The following is a 16,797-nucleotide window of genomic DNA, read 5'->3' as shown; positions in this document are numbered from 1 at the left end:
AAAAAGTAACAAGAAAAACTTTTTAATCCTCCAAAATGGACAAAAGTGCAATCCGTGCACGAAATATAAGGGGGTGTGTATGCTAAGAGTGGAATTATATACAAAAAATCTGTAAATAAAGCAAGAAAAGTTACAAAATCCTGTTGACAAAAATGTTTATTCGCGCAATAATGTATACATATTTACAACGTTACATGTTGAATGTGCACGGAGTTTGTGTTATGATGTTTGCGTGTGATGTACGATTCCAGAGGGGGATTGCAGGATGAAACATGTCTTGTCTGTGTTTGTGGAAAATCAGACTGGTGTGCTGGTCCGGGTTGTAAGTATGTTTTCCAGACGCGAATTCAATATCGACAGTCTCGCGGTAGGTGTGACGGAGAAAGAGGGGTATTCGCGCATCACGGTGGTGATTCATGGCGATGAGGATCTCATTGAGCAGATTATCAAGCAGCTGGAGAAGATGCCGGTGGTGCAGGCCGTACAGCGTTTGGATGAGAAGAATGCAGTCTGCCGGGGACTTACGCTGATAAAGGTCAAGGCTAGTGACACGAGCCGCCTGGATATCTTGAAGATGGCCGAACTTTTTCGGGCTCATGTGGTGGATGTGGATTCCTCCACGCTGATCTTCGAGCTGACGGGCAGCGATGATAAGGTGACGGCATTTTTGAATCTCGTCAAGCCTTATGGCATCGCCGAGGTCATTCGCACGGGTCTTATTGCGTTGGAACGCGGTGAGCATACTATTTATGAACATTGTGAGGAGAGAGAGTACTATGGCAAAAACTTATTATGATCAGGATGTCAATTGGGAAGTTCTGAATGGCAAGAAGGTTGCCATCATTGGTTACGGCAGCCAGGGCCATGCCCATGCCCTGAACCTCAAGGAGAGCGGCGTTGACGTTGTAGTCGGACTCTATGAAGGTTCCAAGTCCAAGAAAGTTGCCGAAGAACATGGCCTGACGGTCAAAAACGTTGCTGATGCTGTAAAAGAAGCAGATATCACCATGATCCTGATTCCGGACGAGAAGCAGTCCGATGTCTACAAGAATGAGATTGCCCCGAATCTGAAATCCGGCAGTGCTCTGGCTTTCGCTCATGGCTTCAACATCCATTACCAGCAGATCGTTCCTCCTGCTGATGTGGATATCTTCATGGTTGCTCCGAAAGGCCCCGGCCACCTCGTTCGCCGTACTTATACGGAAGGTTCCGGCGTTCCCGCTGTGTTCGCTGTTCATCAGGATGCTTCCGGCAAGTGCTTCGATATTGCCCTGGCTTATGCCAAAGGCCTTGGCGCTACCCGTTCCGGTGTTCTGCAGACCACCTTCCGCGATGAAACGGAAGAAGACCTCTTCGGTGAGCAGGCTGTCCTCTGCGGCGGTGTCTGCCAGCTGATGCAGACCGGTTTCGAAGTTCTCGTTGAAGCAGGTTATCCGCCCGAAATGGCATACTTCGAATGCTTCCATGAGATGAAACTCATCGTTGACCTCTGCTATGAAGGCGGCTTCACGAAGATGCGCAAATCCATCTCCGATACGGCTGAATACGGCGACTACATGGTAGGCCCGCGCATCATCACGGAAGAAACGAAGAAGGAAATGAAGAAAGTCCTGAAAGAAATCCAGGATGGTACCTTTGCTCGCAACTGGCTGCTGGAAAACCGTGCAGCTGGCCGTGCAAACTTCATGGCTCAGCGCCGCCTCCATGCTGAACATCAGATTGAGAAGGTTGGTAAAGACCTCCGCAACATGATGCCCTGGCTCAGAGGTGCAGATGATCTGTCCAAAGACTGATATGAAACTCCTGAAAAGCAGGAATATATCCATTTAAGTCGAATGTTTTAATTAAACAGTAGTGAGAAGCCTTCCCCTTCCACCTATCGGGAGGGCTTTTCTTATAATATAGGAGAGTGAGAGCATGGGTATGACGATGAGCGAGAAGATTCTCGCCAAACACGCCGGCCTGGACCATGTGGAAGCGGGCCAGCTGGTGACCTGTAAACTGGATATGGTGCTGGCCAACGATATTACGGCCCCGCCATCCATCAAGATTTTTGAGAGCATTGGCCGCCCGGTCTTTGATAACGAGAAGATTGCTTTGGTGCCGGATCATTTCCAGCCTGCCAAGGATATCAAATCTGCAGAACTGGCCAAGATTGTTCGTGACTTTGCCGTCAAACATAAGATTGTCCATTACTTCGAGCAGGGCCGCGTGGGCATTGAGCACGTGATCCTGCCGGAACAGGGCATTGTGGCACCGGGCATGCTGACCATCGGGGCCGATTCCCATACCTGTACCTATGGTGCTGTCAATGGCTTTGCCACGGGGGTAGGCTCCACGGATCTGGGTGCCGCTATGGCCACCGGCGAAGCCTGGTTCAAGGTGCCGCAGGCCATCAAGGTGGAACTGACTGGTCAAAAGGCCAAGGATATCAGCGGCAAGGATGTCATTTTGACTTTGATTGGCATGATTGGCGTAGATGGCGCCCTTTATAAATCTTTGGAATTTGCCGGGGAAGGCGTCAAATCGTTGACTATGACGGACCGCCTGACCATTTCCAATATGGCCATCGAAGCAGGCGGCAAGGCTGGTATCTTCCCCTATGACGAAGTGACGGCGGAATATGTCAAAGACAGGGTCAAGAAGCCCTTTGAACCGGTGGCTGCCGATGAAGATGCGGTTTACTGTCAGACGGTCAAGATTGACCTGTCAACTTTGAAGCCTGTGGTGGCGTTTCCTCATCTGCCGGGCAATACGAAAGCGGTGGAGGATATCGAAGAACCCATCGCCATCCAGCAGGTTATCATCGGTTCCTGCACTAATGGACGTCTGGAAGATCTGCAGATTGCGGCAGAAATTTTCAAGGGCCATAAAGTGGCAGACGGCGTGCGCTGCATTGTGATTCCGGGCAGCCCGGCAGTCTACAAGGAAGCCATAAAGCGTGGCTATATCGATACCTTTATCGATGCGGACTGCGCCGTGTCCACGCCCACCTGCGGCCCGTGCCTGGGCGGTTATATGGGCATCATGGCGGCAGGGGAGAAATGCGTTTCTACCACCAACCGCAATTTCCGTGGCCGCATGGGCCATGTGGATAGTGAAGTTTACTTGGCTGGCCCCCATGTGGCGGCGGCAAGTGCCATTTTAGGCCGGATTGCCACGGCAGAGGAGGTACAGTAATATGAAGCTCGAAGGAAAAGTTTGGCGCTATGGGGACAATATCGACACCGATGTTATCATCCCCGCAAGATATCTTAATACCTTTGATCCAAAAGAGCTGGCCAGCCACTGTATGGTGGACATTGACGAAAGCTTTGCCCCCAATGTGCAGGAAGGCGATATTATGGTGGGCGGCCGCAACTTTGGCTGCGGTTCCTCCCGTGAACATGCACCGGTAGCCATCAAGGCTTCAGGCATCCCCGTGGTCATTGCCGCCAGCTTTGCGCGGATTTTCTATCGCAACGGCATCAATATCGGCTTGCCCCTGCTGGAAATCGGCGATGATGTGGAAAAGATTCATGCCGATGACAAACTGCAGGTGGATGTGACCACCGGCGAAATCAAGAACCTGACCACCGGCGATGTGTTCCATGCCCATCCCTTGCCGGGCTTTGTGCAGGAGATTGCGGAAGCTGGCGGTCTGATTGAATATATCAAACGGAAAGGATAAGAGTGGTACCTTATGGCATATAAGATTACAGTTATTCCCGGTGACGGCATTGGCCAGGAAATCACGGATTCCGCCGTGGAAGTCCTGAAAGCGGCGGATAAGAAGTTCAATCTGGGCTTGGAATTTGACTACCATGATGCCGGCGGCACGGCCTATGACAAATTCGGCACGCCGCTGCCCCAGGAGACCATCGATGCCTGCAAGGCAGCAGATGGCGTGTTGTTTGGCGCTGTGGGCGGCGATAAATGGGACAAGGTAGATCCGGCTAAGCGTCCGGAAAAGGCTATTTTAGGTTTGCGCAAGGCCCTGGGGCTTTATGCCAACCTGCGCCCAGTAAAGGTTGCCGATGCTCTGGTGGAGTATTCTCCGTTGAAGCCGGAACTGGTCAAAGGCGTGGATCTCGTTATCGTCCGTGAGCTGATCGGCGGCATCTATTTCGGCGAGAAATGCGAGTCCGAACAGCATAACGGCGCGGAACGTGCCTGGGATCTGGAAAATTACTCCGTACCCGAGGTGGAGCGCATAGCAAACCTGGCCTTTGAAACGGCGAAACTCCGCCGGGGCAAGGTGACTTCCGTTGACAAGTCAAATGTGCTGGCCACGTCCCGTCTCTGGCGCCGCACCGTAGCCAAGGTGGCAGAAAACTATCCCGAAGTGGAGTGCAACAATCTCTATGTGGATAACTGTGCCATGCAGATTGCAGTAAACCCCACGCAGTTTGACGTTATCGTCACGGGCAATCTCTTCGGGGATATCCTTTCGGACGAGGCGGCTGTGGTAGGCGGCTCCATTGGTATGCTGCCGTCCGCATCCATCGGCGAATGCACGAGCCTTTATGAGCCGATTCATGGCAGTGCGCCAGATATTGCGGGGCAGGGCATTGCCAATCCCATCGGTACGATCCTGTCGGCGGCCATGCTGCTCAGATATTCCCTGCATGAAGAGGCGGCAGCCGATGCCATTGAGGCGGCTGTGGACAAAGCCCTGGGTGAGGGCTACCGCACGCCGGACCTTTGGAAGGAAGGCTTTACGAAGGTCAATACCAGCGAAATCACCAAAATCATCAGCGAGAGGGTGTAAATATGAACGGAGCACAGGCAGTCGTTGCATGTTTAAGAGAACAGGGCGTCGATACGGTGTTTGGCTATCCCGGGGGGATGATTCTGCCTTTATACGACGCTTTATATGATAGCAAGGAGATAAAGCAGGTCTTGGTCACTCACGAGCAGAATGCCGCTCACGCCGCTGACGGCTATGCCCGTGCTTCGGGAAAAGTGGGGGTCTGCATCGCTACCTCCGGCCCGGGGGCCACGAACCTGGTTACGGGACTGGCCACGGCCTTTATGGATTCCATTCCTGTGGTGGCCATCACAGGGCAGGTGGATACGACGCTTTTAGGGCGGGATGCCTTCCAGGAAACGGACATCCTCGATGTGACCATGCCCATCACCAAGCATAACTATAAAATCAAGGATGCCCGCCATCTGCTCAGTACCATCCGTGAAGCCTTCACCTTGGCGAAGAAAGGCCGTCCCGGGCCCGTGCTGGTGGATGTGCCCAGGGATTTGTTCTTCCAGGAAGTAGCTTGGGAGGAAGTACCTGCCTGCACGAAAAAAGTGGGCAAGCCGGATGCGGATTTCCTGATCTGTGCCGCGGAGGCAGCCCGGGAAATCGTCAAGGCCCAGCGTCCTGTGGTCATCGTGGGGGGCGGCGTCGTATCAGCAGGAGCCACGGCTGAGGTTACGGCCTTTGTGGAGAAATACAATCTGCCTGTAGCCCATACTTTGATGGGCTTGGGGGCCATCCCGCGGGAACACCCGCAGTCCTTGGGTTTTGCGGGCATGCACGGAGAGAAGGCCGCCAACCATGCCATTGCCGCCGCTGATTTGATTATCGCCATTGGCAGCCGTTTCGGTGACCGCCAGACGGGCAATGTCAAGAAGTATACCCAGGATACGAAATTCATCCATATTGACATTGACCCTGCGGAAATCGATAAGAATATCGGCAACAGCCTGGGGCTGGCCGGCGATATGAAAGTGATTCTGGGCCTGCTGATGAAGCAGGAGGCTGTGGGAAATATTGATGAATGGTGGCAGCAGATTCAGTCCTGGAAAGAGACTTATGACTATGACTACCACGTCAATCGCCTGACGGTGCCCTGGGCCCTGCATCAGGTGGCGCAGAATACCAAGGGGAAGCCCTATGCCTTTGCCACGGATGTAGGCCAGCATCAGATGTGGGCGGCTCTGCATCTGCGCATTGAGGAGCCCAGGACATGGCTGACTTCCGGCGGCCTGGGCACCATGGGCTTTGGCCTGCCTGCGGCCATGGGGGCCCAGATGTACTATGGCGATAGCCGCCGGGTGATCCATGTGGCCGGGGATGGTGGCATCAAGATGACGGGCAATGAGTTCTATACCATCGCCCGCCTGAATCTGCCGGTGATTTCCCTGATTGTCAACAACACCAGCCTGGGCATGATCCGCCAGCTGCAGAAGGTTATGTACAAGGAACGTTACATTGCCTGCGAATTTGACTATCAGATGGATTATGCTGCCTATGCCGGCAGTTTCGGTATCAAGGCGGAGACCGTCTCCACCCAGGAGGAATTTGCTGAGGCGCTGAATCGTGCCTTGGCTGATCAGGACCATCCCCGCGTGATTGTCCTCAATGTATGGCGCAGCTTTGTAGAACCCATGATCAAGGGCGGCGCCCGCATTGATGAGTTCGTGGAATTCAAATAAGCGAAATAATAAAGGGAATCCTTGTTGGTGAGGATTCCCTTTTTGTTTTCTTCATTATTATTTGTTGTACATGCGGTTCAGGGCATTGTCTTTGAAGATATTGCCTTGTTCGATATAGCGGTGGACCATCTTTTCGGATTTGTGCCGTGTCTGCCGCATGATGGTCAGGGCGTCGATATCGTGTTGGGCGGCGCTGGTGGCAAAGCCGCGGCGCAGGCTGTGGCCGGCGAAGAGGTGTTCATCGAGGCCTGCCAGCCCCACGTATTTCTTGACGATCAGGGCCACGGATTTATCGGAGAGCTGGGTATTGCGCAGGCTCTGTACCCTGGTAATGGGGCGGAAGATTGGTCCCCGGTGGATCTGGGCAGTATCCAGCCATTTTTTCAGGGCCCGTACGGCGCAGATTTCAGCCTGCGGGGCATAGGGGATGGCAATCTGTTCACCATGGCCCAGCTGGTCGCCTTTGGAATGGGCCATAAAGATGATGACGCCCTGGGGCGTGAATGTCAGGTCTTCATATTGGATGTGCACGAGTTCCGAGCGGCGGAAGGCCCCGGCAAAGCCCAGGTAGATCAGGGCTTTGTCACGCAGGCCACTCAATTTTTCCTCATCGAACAGGTCAGCCAGCAGATAGAGGGTTTCCATCAGGATGGGGGATTTGCCTCGCTGGAAGGTGCCTTTTTCCCGGCGGATGGCGGACATGGCTGCCCGGACCATGCCGTCCTTGGCGGGATTATGACGGCCGCTGAAGCCGGCGGCGATATGGTTTTCGGAGATGGCGGTCACCCGGCGGGAGACGGTATTGGCCTTGGCATCATCGGCCAGGTCATTGATGTAGTTGACGATGGTTTCCGGCGAGGCGGGCAAGTCCGTTACGCCATGGTATTGACACCAGTCGGAAAAATCGCTCCAGTCACAGGCATAGGCCTTGAGGGTATTGTCGGCCTTGGATTTTTCCAGACGGCGTTTGGCCTTCAGGGAAAGGCGTTCATTATTTTCAATGCGGGCATTTTTTATCAGCATAAAATTATCTTTGATTTTCATGATGAACCTGCTTTCAATTAAAAGGATATATAATAACATCTTACAACATTTTGGCAGGAAATAAAATAACCCTACCGCAACCGCGATAGGGTTATTTTATGATATATCAGCTTTTGGTGATATTATGCGCAAATTAAAGGGCACGCTGAACCTTACCAGAACGCAGGCAACGCGTGCAGACGTTGACACGCTTAACTTCGCCTTCAACGACAGCGCGTACACGCTGGATGTTCGGCTTCCAAGTGCGTCTCGTCTTCAGATGGGAATGGCTGACATTGTTGCCAGACAGTTCGCCTTTCGCGCAGATTTCGCAAACACTTGCCATGTGTTACACCTCCTTAACCTGTGGGAGCCAACTGCTCCCAACACACAATAATGGTATTTTAGCACAAAAAGCAGGGGGGTGCAAGTATTTTTACTTGACAGCCTGGAAAAAATTTTTTATTTCGATTTTATATTGTTAATTGCCTTCATTTATATTACAATGAAGCCTATGAGATGAACAGTTGTCAATTCATCTTAAATTTATTATCGGAATGGGTTGTGTTATGAAAAATTTCAGACTTAGCGAAAAAGAAGTAAAAACGCTTGCCAAGCGTATCCCGACGCCCTTTTTGGTGGCTTCACTGGACAAGGTTGAGGAAAACTACCAGTTTATGCGCCGTCATTTGCCGCGGGCGGGAGTGTTTTATGCCATGAAGGCGAATCCTACGCCAGAAATACTGTCCCTGCTGGCTGGCCTTGGTTCTCACTTTGATGTGGCCTCTGCCGGGGAGATGGAGATCCTCCATGAATTGGGCGTAGATGGTTCCCAGATGATATATGCCAATCCGGTAAAGGATGCCCGTGGCCTCAAGGCTGCGGCTGACTACAATGTCCGCCGGTTTACTTTCGACGATCCGTCGGAAATCGACAAGATGGCCAAGGCTGTGCCGGGAGCCGATGTGCTGGTGCGCATCGCCGTGCGCAACAACAAAGCTTTGGTGGATCTGAATACGAAGTTTGGTGCGCCGGTGGAAGAAGCGCTGGATCTTTTAAAGGCTGCGCAGGATGCTGGCCTGCATGCCATGGGGATTTGCTTCCATGTGGGCAGCCAGTCCCTGTCTACGGCGGCTTATGAGGAAGCCCTGCTGGTGGCTCGTAGGCTCTTTGATGAGGCGGAAGAAATGGGCATGCACCTGACTGACCTCGACATCGGCGGCGGTTTCCCTGTTCCCGATGCCAAGGGGCTCAATGTGGATCTGGCGGCCATGATGGAAGCCATCAACAAGCAGATCGACCGCCTGTTCCCGGATACAGCTGTTTGGACGGAACCGGGCCGTTATATGTGCGGTACGGCGGTGAACCTCGTCACATCGGTTATCGGCACGAAAACCCGTGGTGAGCAGCCTTGGTATATCTTAGATGAAGGCATCTATGGCTGCTTCTCCGGCATCATGTATGACCACTGGACGTACCCGCTTCATTGCTTCGGCAAGGGGAATAAGAAACCTTCGACTTTCGGCGGCCCCAGCTGCGATGGCATCGATGTGCTCTATCGCGACTTCATGGCACCGGAGCTCAAGATCGGGGACAAGGTGCTGGTGACGGAAATGGGTTCCTATACCAGCGTCAGCGCTACGCGTTTCAACGGTTTCTACCTGGCGCCCACCATCATCTTTGAGGACCAGCCGGAATATGCAGCCCGTCTGACGGAAGATGATGATGTGAAGAAAAAGGCGGCTGTATAATGGATATTGAGGAAATCAAGCATATGCTGTTCCACGCTTTGACGGAAGAATCCTTGGAAGCAAAGCTGGACGAAGCAAAATCCCAGCAGGAAGTCTACAGGATTTTGCAGGAGCTGGATTACTTTACCCTGACCATGGAGGAGTTTCAGCAGGGCATAGAAGCAATGCAGAAAGAGCACGAATAAAAGCCTCCCCCTCGGGGGAGGCTTTTTTGCTTACAGACTCTTTTCAGATAGAGATGTTTGTAGTATACTAGCAAAGTTACTATACTTATTCAATGATAATATTTAGGGAGGAACGTATGGAATCATTTATGGGGGCGCTGGGGCTTTATGGCCTCGGCACTTTGGCACTGGTCTGGCCAAAACGGCTGGAACTGGCTGCCCATTATGTATCCATGGGGCTGGCGGCTGTGGCCAGCCTTATGGTGTTGGGCCTGTCCCTGCTGGAAATGGGGCTGGGCACTGGCGGCCTTTGGCAGCTGGGCCGTTATTCATTGGTGGTGGATGGCTGGGCTGCAGCTTTCCTGCTGATCATCGGCCTTTCGGGGACGGCAGTGAGCATCTATGGTCTGGGCTACGGCCGGGGATACTTAGGTGCCCGCATCCGGCAGCTGGCAGGACTTTGGAACCTGTTCTTAGGCTCCATGGTGCTGGTGGTACTGGCTGGCGATGCCTTTACCTTTATCCTGGCCTGGGAAGTCATGGCACTGGTATCATTCCTGCTGGTCAATCACGAGAGTGAGAAGAAGCAGGTGGTGAGTGCGGCCTATCAGTATATGGTCATGACGCATCTGGGCACGGCGGCCATTCTGGTGGCCTTCTATATTTTAGGCAGCGGAGCGGAGAGCTTTGCCTTTGTGGATTTAGCGCATAGTGAACTTTCGCCAGTCATGAAGCATATCGCCTTTGGCTGTGCCTTTACAGGCTTTGCCCTGAAATCCGGTCTGATGCCGCTGCATGTCTGGCTGCCCAATGCCCATCCGGCGGCGCCATCCCATGTGTCGGCGCTCATGAGCGGCGTGATGCTGAAAGTGGCGGTCTACGGTTTCGGCCGCTTCGTTTTTGAATTCATCGGGGCTGATGTTTTTGCCTATGGCCTGATTGTAATGGTAATCGGCTTGATTTCCGCCTTCCTGGGTGTACTCTATGCGTCCATGGAAAAGGATATGAAGCGCATCCTGGCATATTCTTCGGTGGAGAATATGGGCATTATCTTCGCTGCCTTTGGCTGCGGTATGCTTCTGGTGGCTATGGATAAGCCATATCTGTCGGTGGTGGCCTTTACGGCGGTGCTGGTGCATTCCGTTGCCCACAGCCTGATGAAATGCCTGCTCTTCATGAGTGCCGGCGCAGTCATGCACGCCACGGGCACCCGCAATGTGGAACTGCTGGGCGGATTGCTGAAGAAAATGCCCTGGACGGCAGCCTTTACGTTGATTGGTTCCATGTCTCTGGCTTCCCTGCCCTTTACGGCAGGTTTGGTGGGTGAATGGCTGACCTTGCAGGGCATGATGTCCCTGGCCTTTGAGGCGGGCAGCCCGGAACTGCGCCTGTTAGTGATCTTTGCCTTTATCCTGCTGGGGCTGACCGGTGCCCTGGCGCTGGGCTGCTTTGTGCGGCTCTATGGTGTGGCCTTCCTGGGCCGCCGCCGTTCCAATCTCGTGCTCAAGGCTCATGAGATGCCCTTTACCATGCTTCTGGGCATGGGGCTGGAAGCTGTGGCCATTATCGCCATAGGCTTGATGCCGGCGCCGCTGGTCAATGCCATGCGTCAGATTCTCGTGGAGAGCCCGCTGGCTATTCCTGCCGGGGACTTTATCGGTCTTTGGTGGAATGGTGGCCAATCGGAAGCCGTCTTCAATCCCTGGCTGATTATGATTGCTGGGCTGCTGCTGTTTGCGCTGCTGGCGTTGACTATGGGCAGCCATAAGGTCATTGTCCATCAGGATGTGACCTGGAACTGCGGCACGGAGCCAACCCGCCGCCAGCAGTATACGGCAACGGGTTTTTCCAAGCCCCTGCGCCGGGCCTTTGACTTTATCCTGAAGCCCCGCCGCGAGCGCGTCTTCCTGCAGCGGGATCATGCTTATTTTGGGCGTAAGCTCCATTATAATCTGATGATTCCCGATCAGTTCACGGACCGTCTCTATCGTCCGTTGGAACACATCGTGGTCAGATTGGCTGATACCCTGCGCATCGTGCAGCAGGGCAGTGTGCGCCTCTATATCGGTTATACCATGATTGCCATGGTCATTGTGCTTATTTGGGGAGGGATGTAAAAGATGGCCTTGAGTTTCTATAATGCGGCGCTGCAGGCCCTGATTTTACTGGCCTGTGCTCCCCTGATTGCCGGGATTGTCAACAAGACGAAGGCATTTTTGCAGAAGCGGCAGGGGGCCAGCATCTTCCAGGAGTATTTCGACCTCTGGAAATGGTGGCGCAAACCCGTCATTGTGACGAAGTATACGAGCTGGGTATTCCTGGCTGCACCAATCGTCTATCTGGTGACCAGCATCATGGCGGCGATGATGCTGCCGGGGCTGCTTACGGGCAATATCCGTTTCGGTGATGCCTTTGTGTTCGTCTATGTGCTGGCGCTCGGTCGCTTCTTCATGACACTGGCCTCGATGGATTCGGCCACGGCCTTTGGCGGTATGGGCGGTTCCCGCGAGATCTATATTTCCGTATTGGTGGAACCGGCGGTGATGCTGGCCATCCTGCTGAACGCTTCCCGCTATGGCTCCACGATGCTCTCCCAGATGGTCATTGACTACAATGCCTTCTATTTCACCGTGCCGGCGGTGCTGGGTGGCGTGGCATTCTTCCTGGTGATGCTGGCGGAAAACAGCCGCCTGCCGGTGGATAACCCCGACACCCATCTGGAGCTCACGATGATTCACGAGTGCATGACGCTGGAATATTCCGGACGCCTGTTAAGCTATATCCATCTGGGCAGCATGCTTAAGATGCTGTCCTTCCTGGTGCTTTTCGGCAATTTGTATCTGCCCCTGCCTTTGCCCATTGCGGTGAAGGTTCTGCTGAGTGCGCTCCTGATTGGTCTGGTAGAAATCCTCAACAATAAGATGCGCCTGTTCAAAGTCCGTGTTTATCTGTCGGCGGCGGTTATCATGCTGGCCGTAGCCATTATCGCACAGTAAGGAGGAGAAAATGGAATATTTGGTAGTTTTGCTCCTCTTTGTGGTCTTTGTGCAGACCCGTGTGATGGAGCTGCGCCGCTCGGTGGTGGCGCTGATGGCCCAGTCGGTGATCGTGGCCTGTGCCTGCCTGCTGGCCGGCCTCAATCATGGCCTGATGCATGCCCTGATTCCCTTTGTGTTGACGCTGGGGGTAAAGGTCATCTTCATTCCCACGGCGATGCTGAAACTCATCAAACGCATTACCGATGAGCGGGAAATCTTTTCCGATATCAATGTGAACTATTCCACCATGGCTGCGGCAGCTTTCCTGGTTTTCGGCTATGTGCTGGGCAATCGTTTCATGCTGGACCCCATGCAGCAGGATATCTTTGCCGCCACCATCATGATGATCATGATGGGGCTGGCCCTGATGGTTATGCGCAAGCGCGCCATCCTGCAGATCTGCGGCCTGATCACGCTGGAGAACGGCATTTATCTCTTAGGTTTGATCATCACAGAAGGACTGCCGCTGGTGGTGGAGCTGGGCGTGTTCCTGGATGTATTGATTGCCGTGGTGGTACTGGTAATCCTGACCAATCGCATGAGTCTTTCCTTTATGACCACGGATACGACGGTAATGAGAAAATTGAAGGGCTGAGGTAGTTTATGGAACTTTATTATATACTGGGACTGCCGCTGCTCTTTGCGGCGGTGGCAGCCACGGGGGTGCTGGGGCTGAAGCTCCTGCACATTGCCGACCGGCTGACCGCTACGGTGGTCTTCGGGCTGATTCTGGATCTGGGGCTGAACTTTTCCCTGCATCCGGAAGAACCCATCAAACAGGGCTTTTTCTATGTGGACGCCCTGAGCATCTGGATGCTCTTGATTGTCGGTGCGCTTTATCTGGCCTTTGCATGGACGAGCAAGGCTTACTTGGAGCGTGATACCAATATCCGCTATGGTTATCTGCGGCGCTTCACCCATCTGGAAGGCCGTTTCTATGCCCTGTCCCATATCTTTGTCTGGACCATGATGCTGGTGGTGACGGTGGACAGCTTAGGTTTGATGTGGGTGACCATTGAAGCTACCACATTGGTTTCAGCCTTGCTGGTGGCATTCAAATTCACCCGTACTTCCTTGGAAGCAGCCTGGAAATACGTCATGGTCTGCACCGTGGGCATCTGTCTGGCGCTTCTGGGCACGATCATCCTGTACTATGGCCAGTTGCAGGCCATGGGGGATATCCTGCCCTTGAACTGGGAATTCATGGCAATCCATGCGCAGATGCTGGACCCGGAAGTCGCAAAGCTGGCATTCTGCTTCCTGTTTGTGGGCTATGGCACGAAGATCGGTCTGGCCCCCATGCATGCCTGGCTGCCTGATGCTCACTCCGAAGCACCGGCGCTGACCAGCGGCCTGCTGTCCGGTGCGCTCTGCATCTGCGCCCTCTATGTGCTCCTGCGGGCCACGGCCATCGTGACGCCCGTAGTGGGGCTGGACTTCATCAGCTCCATGTACGTGGGCTTTGGTCTGCTGACCATTGCGCTGGCGGTGCCTTTCGTGGTGGTGCAGCGTGATGTGAAGCGCATGCTGGCTTATTCCTCCATGGAAAACTTCGGCCTGCTGGCTGCAGGCTTTGGCCTCTTCATGCCCATGGCGGCAGAGGCATCCCTGCTGCATATGTTCAACCATGCTTTGGTCAAATACATGCTGTTCTATACGGCCGGCACCATTATGGAAACCTATGCCACGAAGAATATGATGCGCATCCACGGCATGATGCAGCAGGCACCAAAGACGGCGATGTTCTGGCTGCTGGGTATCGTGGGCATCCTGGGCATGCCGCCCATGGGTGTGTTCTTCAGCAAGTTCTACATCATCGCCAGCTTCTTCCAGGCAAAGCATCCTTATTTGGGCATCCTGGCCTTGGTACTGCTGGCCGGTATGCTGATTGGTATTCTCTATCACGCCATGCGCATGCTGGGGGGCAAGCCTACCCGCAAGTCGGCAGGCGAACTTATGGGCCGACTGGACAGTGCCGTGTTGTTCCTGTTGCTGGCTGCCAGTGGCGTAATCAGTGCCTTTGCCGATGAGATTCCCTTTGTGGGGACCATGCTGAAGGCGGCGGCGAAAATTGTATTGGGAGGTGTGTGCTGATGGCAGATTGGACGTTAAAAGTGGTCAAGCCGGAAAATTTCCGGGGCACCGCCAATATCCTGTCCAATGGCGGCAAGAATCCATTGACGGCCATGTTTGGCCGGGATGAAACGGAAAATCCCGCGGTGAAGGGCTATGCCATTTACGCGGTGTTTGAAAATCTCGCTGAGCATAAGATGGAAGCGGTCAAGGCCGTGTTCGGCGAAGGGGAGTCCCTGTGCTATGAATCTCTGACCAGCGTGCTCCCGGCTGCTGCCTGGTATGAACGGGAAATTCAGGATATGTTCGGCATTGTGCCCCAGGGGCATCCCGATCCGCGGCCGTTGGTGCTCCATGATACCTTCCCGGAGGGCTTTTATCCTCTGCGCAAGTCTGTGGAAAAAGATGCAGATGTCCATGGCAGCCGCCGCATGGATATGAGCGTGGCAAGGGGCGAGGGCGTCTATGAAGTACCCGTTGGCCCCATCCATGCGGGCATTATCGAACCGGGCCATTTCCGCTTCAGTCAGGCCGGTGAATCCATGCTGCAATTGGATGCGCGCCTGTTCTATACCCATCGTGGTCTGGAAAAAATCATGGAAGGCAAGACGCCGGATGAAGCATTGCCTGTAGTAGAGCGCATCTGCGGTGCCTGCTCCGTGGCCAACACCTGGAGTTTCTGTCAGGCCGTGGAGAAAATCGCCGGCGTGAAAATCTCCCGGCGGGCGGAAATCATCCGCACCCTGCTCATGGAAATCGAGCGCATCACCAACCATGTGGGGGACCTTGGCAATATTCCCGCCGGTGTGGGCTTCAATCCGGCCATCAGCCTCGGCGGCCGCACGAAGGAAATGCTCATGCGCCTGCAGGAACGCATGGCGGGCAACCGTTTCCTGCGCGGCGTGATCGTTCCCGGTGGCGTGCGCCAGGATATCAGTAGTGCACTCTGCAAGGATATTGCCGATATCATGGATAAGACTGAGGTCAGCGTAAATGACCTGACGGAAATGTTTGCCCAGCAGGCCAACTTCCAGAACCGTGTGCGCACGACCGGTATTGTGCGCAAGGAAACGGCCGTGGATCTGGCCATGGTGGGCGTGGGCGCCCGCGCTTCGGGCTTTGCCCATGACAGCCGCAAGGACTTTGCCTACGGCCTGTATCCGGAACTGGACTTCAATATGGTCACAGAAAAAACTGGTGATGTGGCAGCAAGACTTGCTGTGCGCATTGCCGAACTTACGGAATCCTTTAAGCTTGTGCGCCAGCTCATAGGCATGCTCCAGAATGACAAGTCAAATGACGCCGTCAATCTGACTTGTCAGATTGATTGGTCAAAAGTAAGCGGCGATGACTGGGGCCTCAGCGAATCGGCCCGGGGCAGCAACTTCCAGTTCGTGGCCCTGCAGGATGGCAAAATTGACCGGATTTTTGTCCGCAGTGCTTCCTATCCCAACTGGCCCGCTGTGACCATTGCGGTGCAGGGGGATATCATTCCGGATTTCCCGCTGATCAACAAGAGCTTTGAGCTTTGCTATGCCTGCATTGACCGTTAAGTGTGAGGAGAGAATATGTTTAAGGTAATAGAACGATTATTAGGCGACAAGATTGCCACCGAAAAGATTTCCCTCACCGGCAGTGAACGCTTCCGCGGGAAAATCACCGGCAGCTGCACTGCAGCCATGGGGGCGGCCTGTGCCAAAGCCTGCCCGGTAGGGGCCTTTGCCGCTGCTAATAATGAGCAGGGCTATGCGATTGACTATAAAAAATGCATCTTCTGCGGCAGATGCGTGGAACGGGCCATGGGCAGCCTGCACCACAGCCGCGAGGAAGCCATGCCGGTCATCACGGAGGAGGCCGCTGAAGTTACGGCAGAAGTGATCCGGCAGAAATTGGGGCGCAGCCTCCATGTGCGTCATCTCGACGCCGGTTCCTGCAATGCCTGCGACTTCGAGATGGGGGCTATGTCCAATCCTCTCTATGATCTGCACCGCTATGGTGTCCATGTGGATGCCAGCCCGCGCCACGCGGATCTGCTGATGGTTACAGGCGTGGTCACGCGCAACCTGGAGCAGGCTTTGCGCATGTCCTATGAAGCCATGCCGGAACCGCGCCTTGTTATGGCCTGCGGTGCCTGTGCCGCAGGCGGCGAGACCTACGGTGCCAGCTATGCCATCGTCGGCGCTGCTGATCAGGTAGTGCCTGTGGATATTTACATTCCCGGTTGCCCGCCCCGTCCCAGTGCCATGATTGCAGGACTTCTGGCGGCGGCGGATATGCTGGCAGAGCGCATGTGATTGCGCCTTCCTGTCGAAAAAAATATTTTTTTAGGTA

The 16,797-nt window shown here is 54.2% G+C and carries 16 protein-coding genes; 14 read left to right on the top strand and 2 right to left on the bottom strand.

Annotated elements, in window-relative coordinates:
• Positions 1–265 precede the first annotated feature (265 nt).
• The 6 genes from ilvN (at position 266) to ilvB (ending at position 6,417) form a co-directional block, all read left to right on the top strand.
• Entirely contained in the window at positions 266–796 is a 531-nt protein-coding gene (ilvN, locus tag SELR_RS08375; protein WP_014424788.1) for an acetolactate synthase small subunit, read from the top strand.
• Positions 777–1,793: a ketol-acid reductoisomerase gene (ilvC, locus tag SELR_RS08370; protein ID WP_014424787.1), complete on the top strand. Its 1,017-nt coding sequence runs from the start codon at positions 777–779 to the stop codon at positions 1,791–1,793. The genes ilvN and ilvC overlap by 20 nt, the downstream gene beginning before the upstream one ends.
• 124 nt (positions 1,794–1,917) lie before the next feature.
• Entirely contained in the window at positions 1,918–3,180 is a 1,263-nt protein-coding gene (gene leuC / locus SELR_RS08365) for a 3-isopropylmalate dehydratase large subunit (RefSeq protein WP_014424786.1), read from the top strand.
• A 1-nt stretch (position 3,181) separates the two neighbouring features.
• Positions 3,182–3,670, top strand: coding sequence for a 3-isopropylmalate dehydratase small subunit (locus tag SELR_RS08360; protein WP_014424785.1), 489 nt, complete (start codon positions 3,182–3,184; stop codon positions 3,668–3,670).
• 12 nt (positions 3,671–3,682) lie between these two features.
• Positions 3,683–4,750: a 3-isopropylmalate dehydrogenase gene (gene leuB, locus SELR_RS08355; protein WP_014424784.1), complete on the top strand. Its 1,068-nt coding sequence runs from the start codon at positions 3,683–3,685 to the stop codon at positions 4,748–4,750.
• 2 nt (positions 4,751–4,752) lie between these two features.
• The gene (gene ilvB, locus SELR_RS08350) at positions 4,753–6,417 is read left to right on the top strand and encodes a biosynthetic-type acetolactate synthase large subunit (protein ID WP_014424783.1); all 1,665 of its coding nucleotides are present in this window, start codon (positions 4,753–4,755) and stop codon (positions 6,415–6,417) included.
• Positions 6,418–6,474: 57 nt separating this feature from the next.
• On the opposite strand, the gene SELR_RS08345 is transcribed toward ilvB, so the two are convergent.
• Positions 6,475–7,461: a site-specific integrase gene (locus tag SELR_RS08345; RefSeq protein ID WP_014424782.1), complete on the bottom strand. Its 987-nt coding sequence runs from the start codon at positions 7,459–7,461 to the stop codon at positions 6,475–6,477.
• Positions 7,462–7,594: 133 nt separating this feature from the next.
• Positions 7,595–7,786, bottom strand: a complete 192-nt coding sequence (rpmB, locus tag SELR_RS08340) for a 50S ribosomal protein L28 (RefSeq protein WP_014424781.1) — start codon at positions 7,784–7,786, stop codon at positions 7,595–7,597.
• Between the two features lie 223 nt (positions 7,787–8,009).
• On the opposite strand from rpmB, the gene SELR_RS08335 reads away from it, so the two are divergent.
• The 8 genes from SELR_RS08335 (at position 8,010) to nuoB (ending at position 16,760) form a co-directional block, all read left to right on the top strand.
• Positions 8,010–9,191 (top strand): type III PLP-dependent enzyme, encoded by a 1,182-nt coding sequence (locus SELR_RS08335; protein WP_014424780.1) that lies wholly within the window; start codon positions 8,010–8,012, stop codon positions 9,189–9,191.
• Positions 9,191–9,376, top strand: coding sequence for a hypothetical protein (locus tag SELR_RS08330; protein WP_014424779.1), 186 nt, complete (start codon positions 9,191–9,193; stop codon positions 9,374–9,376). The genes SELR_RS08335 and SELR_RS08330 overlap by 1 nt, the downstream gene beginning before the upstream one ends.
• 116 nt (positions 9,377–9,492) lie before the next feature.
• Positions 9,493–11,472, top strand: a complete 1,980-nt coding sequence (locus SELR_RS08325; RefSeq protein ID WP_014424778.1) for a proton-conducting transporter transmembrane domain-containing protein — start codon at positions 9,493–9,495, stop codon at positions 11,470–11,472.
• A gap of 3 nt (positions 11,473–11,475) precedes the next feature.
• On the top strand, positions 11,476–12,351 hold the full coding sequence (locus SELR_RS08320; protein ID WP_014424777.1) for a respiratory chain complex I subunit 1 family protein: 876 nt from the start codon (positions 11,476–11,478) through the stop codon (positions 12,349–12,351).
• 10 nt (positions 12,352–12,361) lie between these two features.
• On the top strand, positions 12,362–12,988 hold the full coding sequence (locus SELR_RS08315) for a hydrogenase-4 component E (protein WP_014424776.1): 627 nt from the start codon (positions 12,362–12,364) through the stop codon (positions 12,986–12,988).
• Positions 12,989–12,996: 8 nt separating this feature from the next.
• Entirely contained in the window at positions 12,997–14,487 is a 1,491-nt protein-coding gene (locus SELR_RS08310) for a hydrogenase 4 subunit F (RefSeq protein WP_014424775.1), read from the top strand.
• Positions 14,487–16,019, top strand: coding sequence for a hydrogenase large subunit (locus tag SELR_RS08305; RefSeq protein WP_014424774.1), 1,533 nt, complete (start codon positions 14,487–14,489; stop codon positions 16,017–16,019). The genes SELR_RS08310 and SELR_RS08305 overlap by 1 nt, the downstream gene beginning before the upstream one ends.
• Positions 16,020–16,034: 15 nt before the next feature.
• Positions 16,035–16,760 carry an NADH-quinone oxidoreductase subunit NuoB gene (nuoB, locus tag SELR_RS08300; protein WP_014424773.1) on the top strand — a complete coding sequence of 242 codons (726 nt, stop codon included), beginning with the start codon at positions 16,035–16,037 and terminating at the stop codon, positions 16,758–16,760.
• Positions 16,761–16,797: the final 37 nt, after the last annotated feature.

It is taken from the genome of Selenomonas ruminantium subsp. lactilytica TAM6421 (assembly GCF_000284095.1).
GTDB classification, from domain to species: domain Bacteria; phylum Bacillota; class Negativicutes; order Selenomonadales; family Selenomonadaceae; genus Selenomonas_A; species Selenomonas_A lactilytica.
The sequence above is the reverse complement of the archived record's forward strand: the minus strand, read 5'-3'. Positions and strand labels throughout refer to the sequence as shown.

What these genes read in the sequence shown, in the direction of transcription:
- SELR_RS08315 (WP_014424776.1), top strand. Translation starts at nt 12,362, where the DNA reads ATGGAATATTTGGTAGTTTTGCTCCTCTTTGTGGTCTTTGTGCAGACC.
- SELR_RS08335 (WP_014424780.1), top strand. Translation starts at nt 8,010, where the DNA reads ATGAAAAATTTCAGACTTAGCGAAAAAGAAGTAAAAACGCTTGCCAAG.
- SELR_RS08325 (WP_014424778.1), top strand. Translation starts at nt 9,493, where the DNA reads ATGGAATCATTTATGGGGGCGCTGGGGCTTTATGGCCTCGGCACTTTG.
- SELR_RS08310 (WP_014424775.1), top strand. Translation starts at nt 12,997, where the DNA reads ATGGAACTTTATTATATACTGGGACTGCCGCTGCTCTTTGCGGCGGTG.
- SELR_RS08320 (WP_014424777.1), top strand. Translation starts at nt 11,476, where the DNA reads ATGGCCTTGAGTTTCTATAATGCGGCGCTGCAGGCCCTGATTTTACTG.
- ilvN (WP_014424788.1), top strand. Translation starts at nt 266, where the DNA reads ATGAAACATGTCTTGTCTGTGTTTGTGGAAAATCAGACTGGTGTGCTG.
- leuC (WP_014424786.1), top strand. Translation starts at nt 1,918, where the DNA reads ATGGGTATGACGATGAGCGAGAAGATTCTCGCCAAACACGCCGGCCTG.
- nuoB (WP_014424773.1), top strand. Translation starts at nt 16,035, where the DNA reads ATGTTTAAGGTAATAGAACGATTATTAGGCGACAAGATTGCCACCGAA.
- SELR_RS08345 (WP_014424782.1), bottom strand. Translation starts at nt 7,461, where the DNA reads ATGAAAATCAAAGATAATTTTATGCTGATAAAAAATGCCCGCATTGAA.
- SELR_RS08305 (WP_014424774.1), top strand. Translation starts at nt 14,487, where the DNA reads ATGGCAGATTGGACGTTAAAAGTGGTCAAGCCGGAAAATTTCCGGGGC.
- rpmB (WP_014424781.1), bottom strand. Translation starts at nt 7,786, where the DNA reads ATGGCAAGTGTTTGCGAAATCTGCGCGAAAGGCGAACTGTCTGGCAAC.
- leuB (WP_014424784.1), top strand. Translation starts at nt 3,683, where the DNA reads ATGGCATATAAGATTACAGTTATTCCCGGTGACGGCATTGGCCAGGAA.
- ilvB (WP_014424783.1), top strand. Translation starts at nt 4,753, where the DNA reads ATGAACGGAGCACAGGCAGTCGTTGCATGTTTAAGAGAACAGGGCGTC.
- ilvC (WP_014424787.1), top strand. Translation starts at nt 777, where the DNA reads ATGGCAAAAACTTATTATGATCAGGATGTCAATTGGGAAGTTCTGAAT.
- SELR_RS08330 (WP_014424779.1), top strand. Translation starts at nt 9,191, where the DNA reads ATGGATATTGAGGAAATCAAGCATATGCTGTTCCACGCTTTGACGGAA.
- SELR_RS08360 (WP_014424785.1), top strand. Translation starts at nt 3,182, where the DNA reads ATGAAGCTCGAAGGAAAAGTTTGGCGCTATGGGGACAATATCGACACC.